The organism is Perlucidibaca piscinae DSM 21586 (assembly GCF_000420045.1).
GTDB lineage: Bacteria > Pseudomonadota > Gammaproteobacteria > Pseudomonadales > Moraxellaceae > Perlucidibaca > Perlucidibaca piscinae.
The window spans coordinates 366,980-377,656 of record NZ_ATUE01000006.1; the positions used below are offsets into that span (position 1 = coordinate 366,980).

At 61.5% G+C, this 10,677-nt stretch carries 7 protein-coding genes; 2 read left to right on the plus strand and 5 right to left on the minus strand.

The annotated features are described in order from the left end of the window. Positions 1 to 25: 25 nt before the first annotated feature. Positions 26 to 403 carry a response regulator transcription factor gene (locus F595_RS0105855; RefSeq protein ID WP_026913276.1) on the minus strand — a complete coding sequence of 126 codons (378 nt, stop codon included), beginning with the start codon at positions 401 to 403 and terminating at the stop codon, positions 26 to 28. 16 nt (positions 404 to 419) lie between these two features. Then, positions 420 to 4,586 (minus strand): CHASE domain-containing hybrid sensor histidine kinase/response regulator, encoded by a 4,167-nt coding sequence (locus F595_RS0105860; protein ID WP_084682846.1) that lies wholly within the window; start codon positions 4,584 to 4,586, stop codon positions 420 to 422. Positions 4,587 to 4,756: 170 nt separating this feature from the next. Here F595_RS0105860 and F595_RS14165 point away from each other — a divergent pair, with 170 nt between their 5' ends. Continuing rightward, on the plus strand, positions 4,757 to 5,131 hold the full coding sequence (locus F595_RS14165; protein WP_156873812.1) for a hypothetical protein: 375 nt from the start codon (positions 4,757 to 4,759) through the stop codon (positions 5,129 to 5,131). 58 nt (positions 5,132 to 5,189) lie between these two features. Here the strand turns inward: F595_RS14165 and F595_RS0105870 are convergent, their stop codons facing one another. After that, positions 5,190 to 6,842, minus strand: a complete 1,653-nt coding sequence (locus tag F595_RS0105870; protein ID WP_022955943.1) for an electron transfer flavoprotein-ubiquinone oxidoreductase — start codon at positions 6,840 to 6,842, stop codon at positions 5,190 to 5,192. A 240-nt stretch (positions 6,843 to 7,082) separates the two neighbouring features. Here F595_RS0105870 and F595_RS0105875 point away from each other — a divergent pair, with 240 nt between their 5' ends. After that, complete coding sequence (locus F595_RS0105875) at positions 7,083 to 7,688, plus strand: DUF1285 domain-containing protein (RefSeq protein ID WP_169446965.1); 606 nt, start codon at positions 7,083 to 7,085, stop codon at positions 7,686 to 7,688. A gap of 1 nt (position 7,689) precedes the next feature. Here the strand turns inward: F595_RS0105875 and F595_RS0105880 are convergent, their stop codons facing one another. Both F595_RS0105880 and F595_RS13015 read right to left on the minus strand, forming a co-directional pair. Next, the gene (locus F595_RS0105880; protein WP_022955945.1) at positions 7,690 to 8,940 is read right to left on the minus strand and encodes an MgtC/SapB family protein; all 1,251 of its coding nucleotides are present in this window, start codon (positions 8,938 to 8,940) and stop codon (positions 7,690 to 7,692) included. Beyond that, positions 8,937 to 10,583 carry a L,D-transpeptidase family protein gene (locus F595_RS13015; RefSeq protein ID WP_022955946.1) on the minus strand — a complete coding sequence of 549 codons (1,647 nt, stop codon included), beginning with the start codon at positions 10,581 to 10,583 and terminating at the stop codon, positions 8,937 to 8,939. The genes F595_RS0105880 and F595_RS13015 overlap by 4 nt, the downstream gene beginning before the upstream one ends. Positions 10,584 to 10,677: the final 94 nt, after the last annotated feature.

Here is a 10,677-nt window from a genome sequence, read left to right on the forward strand (position 1 = left end):
GACGAGTAATCTTTTCCTGGTTAGCTCAAGCCCGGCTGCGCAGCAGCTTGTTGACGCGCGCGGTCAACTCGGCTGGCTGGAAGGGCTTGAGCAGATAATCGTTGGCGCCAATGGCAAGCGCCTTGACGATATCACTGGACTGGGTCTTTCCGGTCAGCATGAGCACCTGGATCCGTGCCGTTTCAGCATCCGCATGCAGGGCTTCCAGCACCTGGAAGCCGTCGAGCAGCGGCAGCAGCACATCCAGGATGATCACATCGGGTCGCAGACTTCGGGCCAGCTCCAGACCGGCCCGGCCGTCGGACGCATGCTGGAATGCGTAGCCCTGGCGCTCCATGAGAAAGCGCACCAACTGCGCCGAGGTCTGGTCATCTTCTATGTAGAGTATGGTCGGTGTCGACATGGCGACGGCCTCCGGTTCAATGGGCTTCGGCGAGAAGTATTTCGCCATTGTGCAGCAGTTCGGCGAGGGCTTCCTGCTCGCCGTCAGTTGGCTGATCTGACTGCAGCAGGCGTTGCTCGAGGGCCCGGGCCTGACGACTCAGCGGCAGCAGGCCTACGGTGCCGGCCTCGCCAGCCAGCTTGTGCAGTTTTTTGGCGAGATCGGCCCGCTCCGACGCGACATCCGGACGGCTGCCACGCAGGGTTTCGAGATGCCGGGGCAGGCTGTCGTGCACAAAGCTGCCTCTCAGCATGGCCATCATTTGTTCCAGTTCCGGATCATCGGCAGCTGAGTCCACGCTGTCGGCAATGGCAGGTTGCGTGACATGTTCCTTGATGGTGCTGATCAGCATGGTGGCCTCGAACGGTTTGGCGATGAAGCCGTTCATGCCGGCTGCCAGCGCCTGGTCGCGCTGGGTCTCGAAGGCGCCGGCCGTCAGCGCAAGTACAGGCAGGTGGCGCGTGGCGGCGTTGTCGCGGATGCAACGGGTGGCGGTATAGCCGTCCATGACCGGCATCTGGACATCCATCAGCACCAGATCAAACAGGGCAGGAGCCTGCTTGAGGGTGTTAACGGCCTCCTGGCCATCGCTCGCCTGCACCACCAGCGCACCGGCCCGCTCCAGAATGAAGGTAGCCACCTCACGGTTCAGACTGCTGTCATCAACCAGCAGCAGACGCAGACCTGCCAGCGCCTGCGGCTCCTGCAGCACCGGATCGTCAGCAAAACGCTTGCGGCTTTCGGCCTTTCTTTCAGCGTCCAGCTGAAAGTCGATGACAAAGCTGAACTCGCTGCCCTGGCCCGGAACGCTATGCACCGTCAGCACACCGCCCATGAGCTCCACCAGGCGCTTGCTGATGGCTAGCCCGAGTCCGGTTCCGCCATGATTGCGGGAGATGCTGCTGTCGGCCTGGCTGAAGGCGTCGAAGATGAGCTCCAGCTTGTCCTTGGGGATGCCGATGCCGGTATCACGGATGGCAAAGTGCAGCGAGATCGTGGTGCTGCCACGGCTGACGACATTGGCGTCAAGACATACGCTACCTGCGTTGGTGAACTTGACGGCATTGCCGAGAAGATTGGTCAGCACCTGGCTCAGGCGCAGCGGGTCACCGATCAGGTAGCGCGCTTCATCGGGAACCTGGTTGACGTTGACCGTTACCGGCTTGTTGCCCAAGGCTCCCTGGGCAATGCTGCTCAGGTTGTCCATGGTTTCCTGAAGATCGAAAGCGACACGTTCGAGCTGAAGATGACCGGCCTCGATCTTGGAGAAGTCGAGGATGTCATTGATGATGCTCAGAAGATGGTGACTCGCTATTTTGATTTTACGCACCATGTCGAGCGGGGTTGCATGCAGGGCTTGCTTTTCCAGCATGTAGCAGAGTCCGATGATGCCGTTCATGGGCGTCCGTATCTCATGGCTCATGGTGGCAAGGAAGTTACTCTTTGCTTGGCTTGCCTCTTCAGCAATGTTTTTGGATTCAAGCAAGGCTTCCTCGAAATGGATGCGTTCGGAAATGTCCTGCGCGATGCCGAGATAGCCCGTGATGCAGCCATTCGGTGCACGCAGCACGGTGACCGAAAGAGAGACCGGAACCCGTCGGCCATCTTTGCGGACATAGTGCCAGTTGCTACGTTCGACACCGTGCTGCTCGGGCAGGTGCACAAAGACGCGGAATCCTGACACATTGCTGCCGCTCAGCCTGCTCAGCTCAATGCCGCGAGCGACGACTTCCTGCGGACAATGGATGAGGGCGGGTGTCTGCTTGCCGACCATTTCCTCGGCGCTGTAGCCCAGCATTTCCTCAGCGCCCCGGTTGAACACTGTGATGATGCCATCGGCATCGGTGGCGATGATGGAGAAGCCGCTTGCCGCTGCCAGCACCTCACGGAACAAGGCGGTGATGCGTTGCAGTTCGAGTTCGGCCTTCTTGCGCTGGGTGATGTCGATGCGCAGCGACACGTAACGTTCGATCTCGCCGTTGCTGCCGTAGAACGGCGCGATCACGCTGTCTACCCAGTAGAGTTCGCCGGATTTCTTACGGTTGCAGACTTCGCCGCTCCAGGCCTTGCCCGAGCGTATGGTTTTCCAGATCTCCTGCCAGAATTCGCGGCTATGGGTATTGGAGCTGATCAGACGATGGTTCGAGCCGATCAGTTCTTCCTGGCTGTAGCCACTGATGTTGGTGAAGTTGTCATTGATCTCGATGATTCGGCCCTTCGCATCGGTGACCGAATACAGCATCTGCTGGTTGATGGTGGTGAGCAGGATGGTGTTCTGCTGCACCAGTGCCTCCAGGCGCATGCGGCTTTCAGTGATTTCCGTCACGTCATGCACGATGACGTAGAAGCCGACTACCTCGCCAGCGATCCGGTCTGGCAGGTAATGTGCCAGCGAGTGCCGGACAGTGCCATCGCGGGAGGTGATGCTGCGCTCGAACTGCTGGGCTTCGCCTGCGAGTACTCTGCGTATGTGGGGCAGATTCTGCTGATAAAGCTCGCGCCCGAGCAACTCACTCATGTGATGACCATGAATTTCACCATGGTCGGTAGCGAACCAGACCTGATAGGCCTTGTTGGCAACGCGGTTTATGAGGTTCTTGTCCCAGTAGCCGATCATCGACGGCATGGCGTCAAAAATGGTTTCCAGGTCGCGCTTGGCAATCTGCAGCTCCTCGGTTCTGCGCGCGACTTCCTGTTCCAGCGTGCTGTTGAGCTGGCGTATCTGCAACTCTGCCTGATGCTCGCGGCTGACATCATGAATGAGCAGAACTCGTTTTTGCACTGAAGCAGGCGTGCCCTCTGACTTAAACGCCGAGAAGTCCACATGCAGAGTCGCACCATCTACGCGGGTCAGTTCGCAGCGAGTATGTTGAACAGACGATCCGCTGAGCACGTTGTTGAGTAGCTCGAGAACAGACTGTCGACTTGTCTCATTTGTCAGCAGGTCCAGAAAATTCTGACCCATGACCATGTCGGTGGAATAGCCGAACAGGTTCGTTCCAGCCTGGTTCCAGTCCGTGATGCGGTTTCCGCTATCGATTTCAACAATGGCATCATTGGTGTTTCTGAGCATGCGCCAAAGACGTGCCTTGCTTGTCCACTCGGTGACTTGCTGATGCCGGAAGAGCGCATAGCTGTGAAACAACGCCGCTAGCAGAAGGCTCAGCAGACTGCCGATGAGAATCACATGCCATGGTTTCAACATCTGCTGGCTGACCAGCGTGGAGGGCGAGGCCGTGAACGTCAGCTGCCAGCGTTGTCCGAGAAGGCTCACATCGATTTGATGAGAAACCAGATCGCTGCCAGGATCAGCAAACGCCGGCGATTGAAAAAATGGCACCAGTGTGCCCGCCTGCGAATAAGCCGCCGCATTCAAGCCCATGGAAGTTGGTATGGATCCTCCAAGCACCATATCGGCAATCAGGGTGGCATTGACCAAACCAATGACTTTGTTGGCGCGCTCGGACAGGCTTTCAGGTGTCTTGATGCTTGCATAGACTGGCAGCACCAGCAAAAAGCCTTTGCGTGACTTGTCCACCTGTACCAGGTGAATAGGCTCGGTGAGCGTGGCCTCGCCAGTACTTGCGGCCTGTACAAGTGCGCGGTGGCGACGATCCTCTGAAGCAATGTCGAGACCGATCGCCGGTTTGTTTGGCGTTTCAGGCGTCAGCAAGTAAATGACCCAGCGTTCGCGGTTGACGGCATTGAACTGCTTGAGCTTCATCATCGTTATGCCCATGCTGAGAGCATCTGCCTTGACCTGTTCGTCACTCAGACTCCGTGGCAGCCGCTTGATGTAGCCGTAGCCCTGCATGCCAGGAAACTCGGAATGAATGTTGCGAGATGCGGCATAGCGGTGAAATGCCTCATAGTCCATACCGCCCGGATGTGCCAGAAATGCACCACGCAAACCGAGAAGACCGTAGACGTAGAGTTTCATGCGAGACTGGATCTTGTTCGCGGCCTCGCTCGATTGTGCGCGGATTTCCTGCTGGATATAGTTTGCTCGCTGTTCATGCAGCAGGTACGCAGTGGAAAAAGTCAGCAACAAGCCCACCAGCAGGGTAACGGTAAAGAAAAGACGCGGCCGTACGGGCTCATCTTCACGCGATTGCAATAAAAAACGCCAAGACCAGGGCTTCATGTTGATTCGCTCGGCAAACTCATGATTGTTAATGAGATCACGTTAGTTAATGCTGTAATTTATGGCGATTATGAAGTGACGTTTCGCAGGCTATCCACCGGTTGTCATGGTGAAATTGTTGGTTAACTGTCGCACTGATGAACGGGGTGTTTCAGACCCGAGGGGGCATCGTGGCTGCAATCTGGCTCTATGGTGAACATCTGGACGTGGATGATCTGGTCGAGCGTAGCTGTCTGCGCCAAGGCTGGCCTGTCCGTCGCGGCGTTGATGTCGCGTCCGACATGGACAGCTTGCGCGAGCAGCCACCGGCACTTCTCCTGCTCGTCGCCGGCAGAACGGCCCGTGATGACTTTGCCGCCCTCTACACCGTGCGCGCAGATGCCGCGCTCGCCGCGGTACCGGTGATGATGATAGGCACACCGGGCGGTCCGGTACGCGAGCTGGAAGAGGCGGTGGCCCTGGGCGCTAATGAATTCATGGATTCATTCCATGTCGAGGAGTTTGTCAGCCGCGTTTCCCTGCTGCTGGGCACACGTGATGCCTGAATCGCAGGCATGAAAAAAGCGGCCCTGAGGCCGCTTCTTTCAACACCGAATCACCCGATCACATGTTCGGGTAGTTCGGGCCGCCGCCACCTTCCGGAACCACCCAGTTGATGTTCTGGGCCGGGTCCTTGATGTCGCAGGTCTTGCAGTGCACGCAGTTCTGCGCGTTGATCTGGAAGCGCTTCTCGCCAGCCTGCTCGACGATCTCGTACACGCCGGCCGGGCAGTAGCGCTGCGCCGGTTCCGCGTACAGCTTCAGGTTCTTGGTCAGCGGAATGCTGGCGTCCTTCAGCGTCAGGTGGATGGGCTGGTCTTCCTCGTGGTTGGTGTTCGAGATGAACACCGACGACAGCTTGTCGAAGCTGATCTTGCCGTCCGGCTTCGGATACTCGATGGGCTGGTGGAACGAGGCCAGGTCCAGCGTCTTGTAGTCCGGGGTGGTGTCGTGGATGTTGAACGGCAGCTTGCCGTCAAACCAGTTCTGCTCGACGAAGTTGTAGGCAGCACCCATGAAGGTGCCCATGCGGTGCATGGCGGCGCCGAAGTTGCGTGCCTTGTACAGCTCCTCGTACAGCCAGGAGGCCTCGAAGCGGTCGACGTATTCGGTGACTTCATCACCACCGGTACGGCCGGCCTTGAGGGCGTCAAACAGGCCTTCAGCGGCCAGCATGCCCGACTTCATGGCGGTGTGGCTGCCCTTGATCTTGGAGAAGTTCAGGAAGCCGGCGTCGTCACCGATCAGCACGCCACCCGGGAAGGTCAGCTTGGGCAGCGAGTTGAGGCCGCCCTTGACCACGGCACGGGCGCCGTAGGAAATGCGCTTGCCGCCTTCTAGGTACTGCTTGAGCACCGGGTTGTGCTTCAGACGCTGCATCTCGTCGAACGGCGACACGTACGGGTTGTGGTAGGAGAGGTCGGTGATCAGACCCAGCGAGACCTGGTTGTTCTCGGCGTGGTAGAGCCACCAGCCACCGGTGGAGCCGGACTCGAGCAGGGGCCAGCCGGCGCCGTGCAGCACCAGACCGGGCTTGTGCTTGGCCGGATCGATTTCCCAGAGTTCCTTGATGCCGATGCCGTAGTGCTGAGGATCGGAATCCTTGTCCAGCTCGTACTTGCTGATCAGCTGCTTGCCGAGGTGGCCGCGGCAGCCTTCGGCGAACAGGGTGTACTTGGCGTGCAGCTCGTAGCCCGGGGTGAACGAATGCTTCTGTTCGCCGCTGCGCGAGACGCCCATGTCGCCGGTGGCGACGCCCTTCACGGAACCGTCTTCATTGAAGAGGATCTCGGAGGCGGCGAAACCGGGGAACAGCATGACTTCCAGCTCTTCGGCCTTGGTGGCCAGCCAGCGCACCACGTTGCCGAGGCTGACGATGTAGTTGCCATCGTTGTGCATGGTCTTGGGGATGGCCCAGTGCGGCGTCTTCACGGCCTTTTCCTGACCCAGCAGGAAGTAGACTTCGTCGCCGGTGACCGGCACGTTGAGCGGGGCGCCTTCGGCCTTCCAGTTCGGGAACAGCTCTTCCATGGCACGTGCTTCGAAGACCGCGCCGGACAGGATGTGAGCACCGAATTCCGAGCCTTTCTCGACCACGCAGACCGAGATCTCGTGACCGCTCTCGATGCTCAGCTGACGGAGACGGATAGCCGCGGACAAGCCCGCCGGGCCACCGCCGACCACAACAACGTCAAACTCCATCGCTTCTCTTTCCACGATGTTCTCCTACACGCAAAAGGACAAAGGGCCCGGGCAGTCCCTGACAGGGCAGCCGCACCAGACGCAAAACCCGCGTAGTATAAAAGCAAGGCGTGAGCAGTCCAATGCAATGCCGTGTCTTTTGTACGGTTTTGTCGCGGTTCAAGACGATCGGTCTGACGGAAACTGCGATAATCGTTGCAGAACCAGCAAGCCGGCAGGCCTGAGCCTTGTGGCCGGCGGGGGAACACCATGACCATGAGCACACCCATGATGCCGGCAACCGAGACCGATACCTCGCCGGCCAGCGCCGCCGACAGAGTCGCGCGTCGCCTTGAACAGGCCTGCGCCGGTCAGCGCAAGCCACCGCTGCATCTCTGGCACCCGGCCCTGAGTGGCGACATGGACATGGTGATTCGTCGCAACGGCGACTGGGTGCACGAGGGCACGGTGATCAAGCGCCAGGGCCTGGTCAACATATTCAGTTCCATCCTGCGTCGCGAAGTCGACGATCATTACTACCTGGTCACGCCGGTGGAGAAATGGCGCATCCGCGTGGACGATGCCCCGTTCCTGATCACCACGGTCAGCCGCGAGCAGCATGAAGGCGTCGACTGCGTGCTGCTGACCTGCAACACCGGCGAGGTCATCGTGGCAGGCCGCGATCATCCGGTCTGGCTTGAGGAGCGCAACGGCGAGCCCGCCCCCTATGTGCTGGTGCGTGACCGCCTGCATGCTCTGATCGGACGCAATGCCTGGTATGAGCTGCTGTCATGGTGCGAGGACGAGACGCTGGCTGACGGCGAGCATGTGCTGCATCTGGCCAGTGCCGGCCAGCGTTTCGAGATGGGCCGCTACCGCTGACTCAGGTCAGCAGAAGACCGGCCCAGAGCGCGGTCAGCACGGCAATCTGGCCCGGCACCACACGCAGGAAGAAATCGCGACCACCGCTGCTCCACGCCACCACGGCCTTGGACAGCGTGTTGGTGCTGAGTGCGGCCAGCACCGGAATCGCGACATGGTCCACCGGCAGGCGGCCGCTGGCTGCCAGCGAACCGGTCGAGATTGCCGAGGAGTGGGCATCGGCAAAGCCGCCGATCGCGGTCGCCAGCACCACGCCGTGCTCGCCCTGCCAGGCCAGCAGCGCTGCCGCCAGCCAGCTGATCACGGTGATCATCAGGGTGAGGAAACCGACCAGGCGCAGATCGAAGATGCTGCCTGGCGTGAGTGTGCCGTCATGGCTGACTTGGCCATGCCCGGGCCGCATGAACGCCACGCCATAGAGCACCGCGACCAGACCACCCAGCAGCAGCGGCCACTGCATGGCGGCAAAGGCGGGCGGGTAGGCGGCCAGCAGCAGCAGACCCATCTGCACGATGGTGGCGACGGTCGACAGCACGGCACCGGTCACGCAGGGCAGCAGCAGATCCGGCCGGCTTCTGGCCTGGACGCCCATGCTGGCGATGGTCGCGGTGCTGGACGCGAAGCCCGAGAAGAAGCCGGCCAGCGCCAGACCGCGCGAGGCGCCCAGCAGGCGGACGGCGAGATGGCCGATGGCACTGATGACCATCAGCAGCACGGTGAACTTCCAGATCACACGCGGATTCAGGGACTCATCCGGTCCGAGATAGGTATCGGGCAGCACCGGCAGGATGACCAGAACCGCCGTCAGCAGGATCAGGCCGTCACGCGCCTCGACACTGGTCAGCCAGCGCTTGGCGAAGTGATGCAAGGGCTCGCGCATGGCCAGCAGCAGGGTCAGGATCACCGCAAGGGCCACTGCCACCACGGCATCCTGCCGGCACAAGGCGCCCAGGCAGGCGGTCAGCAGCAAGGCCATTTCGCTGGTGAGCCCGGGGTCGCGGTCGCGGCTTCGCAAGTAGCTGGCGCCCAGCAGCAGACCGGTGACCGCGAGCAGCACCGACAGCAGCACGATGCCGCCGATGACCATGGCGACATACCCCGCCAGCGCCGTCACCGCACAGGTGCGCAGGCCGATGGCACCGCGTTCCTCACCATCGCCTTTCTTGCGCTCACGCTCCAGACCGACCATGAGGCCGATGCCGACCGCACTGGTGATCGGCAGCAGCTCCTCGAAGGTCATCAGGAAGCTCATGGCAGACTGCTCTCGCGGGCATTCAGCACGGGCAGGGTGCGGCGCGTGTCCAGCGCCGCGAGAATGCGGGCATCCTGGTCATAGACATCGGGCTTGAAGGAGACATGGCCGTCGTTGCCGATGTCCACGGTCCAGTAGGCAATCAGGATGGGTATCTGCTGATCCAGCGACTGGTTGCGGGTGCGCCGGTCCTGCAAGGCGGCATCCAGCTGTTCGCGTGTCCAGGCAGTCTTGCCGTTGAGCAGCAGTACGGCCAGTTCGTGGATGTTCTCGACACGGATGCAGCCGGAGCTGAACGCGCGCTGACTGTCGCTGAAGTGGCTTTTGTGCGGCGTGTCATGCAGATAGATGCTGTCGTCATTGGGGAAGCGTATGACCAGCTCGCCCAGCGAGTTCTTCGGGCCTGCGGCCTGGCGCAGAAAGATGTTGCCCGGTGCCGACCAGTTCACGCTGCCTGCCGGAATGACCTTGCCGCGTGCATCCAGCACCTGCATGGTGTTCCTGGTCAGGTAGCCGCGATCACGCCGGATGGCCGGCAGCGAGTCCTCGCGGAAGATGGTAGGCGGGACGGTCCAGGTCGGGTTCAGCGTCAGGTGCGTGATGCGTGACTGCAGGATGGGCGTGGGTCGCACGCTGCGACCGATCTGCACCCGCGATCGCCAGCGCACCACCTCGTTCTCGACATACTGGATGCGGTAGCCGGCCAGATCGACGATGACCGCGCGTGGCAGCTTCTGGCGGTCGAACCAGCGCAACCGCTCCAGGTTGGCGCGCAGCTGGCCGATGCGTGCCGACAGCGGCACATTGAGGGCATTGACCGTTGCCAGGCCGACGATGCCGTCCGCCGTCAGGTAGGACTCCTTCTGAAAGCGCATCACGGCCTCCTGCAGCACTGCGTCATAGACCGGGCTGTCGGCATTGCCGCCATCCGGCAGCAGACCGGCCAGGCGCAGGCGTTCGCGCAGCACCGGGACGCGCGCATCCTGGTCGCCCGGGCGCAGCGAGGCGCCGGCGGGCAGACGCGGCCACTCGCCGACCGTGGCCAGCTGCTGCCGGTAACGCGCCAGCGCCCGCCGCACGATGGCGTATTGCGGCAGGGTGGGGCGGGCACGCTGGAAGAAGTCGGCGAGCTGATTGGCCTCGGCGGCGTCGCGCGCCAGATCGAGGCCGGCCAGCGGGTCTATGCTGCGGCTCTTGAAGTTCCAGTGCGAATCCAGCTGTACCGGGTCAACCTTGCCGCGGAACAGGTCACGGCCGGCGAGCAGATAGGCCTGGGTGGCCAGCAGTTCGCGCTGCAGTACGGCGCTCTGGCTGGTGTCCTTCTCCAGCGCGGTCAGCGTAGAGAGAAAGTAGTCCTCGGGGTCGAGGCCGTCGTCACGCAAGCCGTCCAGCTCGCTCAGCAGGCTGCGCAGACGCGGTCTGTCCCATAGGCTGTGCCAGTCACGCGCCTGGTAGAAGCGGCTGACGGCCTGCGGCATGGCATCCGGGCTCAGGCTCAGCGAGGCGCGCACGTCATGGGGCGCGAGCACGCCGCTGAGTTCGGCTTCCAGAGCGGCGACGGCCGGGGCGGCGGGGCTCAACGTGAGGGCAAGGACGGCAAGCAGGGTGGCCGGACGGCAGGCGCGGAAGCGGTGAGGAACCATGACGTCCCCTTGAAATGGGTGAAAACTGACCTCATGGTATACTGATTGAATGGCAGGCCGGATGTCTCTCGGCTGGCAAAACGACGAGGGCATG

Coding starts and splice junctions, on each gene's coding strand:
- F595_RS0105855 (WP_026913276.1), bottom strand. CDS start 403: ATGTCGACACCGACCATACTCTACATAGAAGATGACCAGACCTCGGCG.
- F595_RS0105860 (WP_084682846.1), bottom strand. CDS start 4,586: ATGAAGCCCTGGTCTTGGCGTTTTTTATTGCAATCGCGTGAAGATGAG.
- F595_RS0105875 (WP_169446965.1), top strand. CDS start 7,083: ATGAGCACACCCATGATGCCGGCAACCGAGACCGATACCTCGCCGGCC.
- F595_RS0105880 (WP_022955945.1), bottom strand. CDS start 8,940: ATGAGCTTCCTGATGACCTTCGAGGAGCTGCTGCCGATCACCAGTGCG.
- F595_RS13015 (WP_022955946.1), bottom strand. CDS start 10,583: ATGGTTCCTCACCGCTTCCGCGCCTGCCGTCCGGCCACCCTGCTTGCC.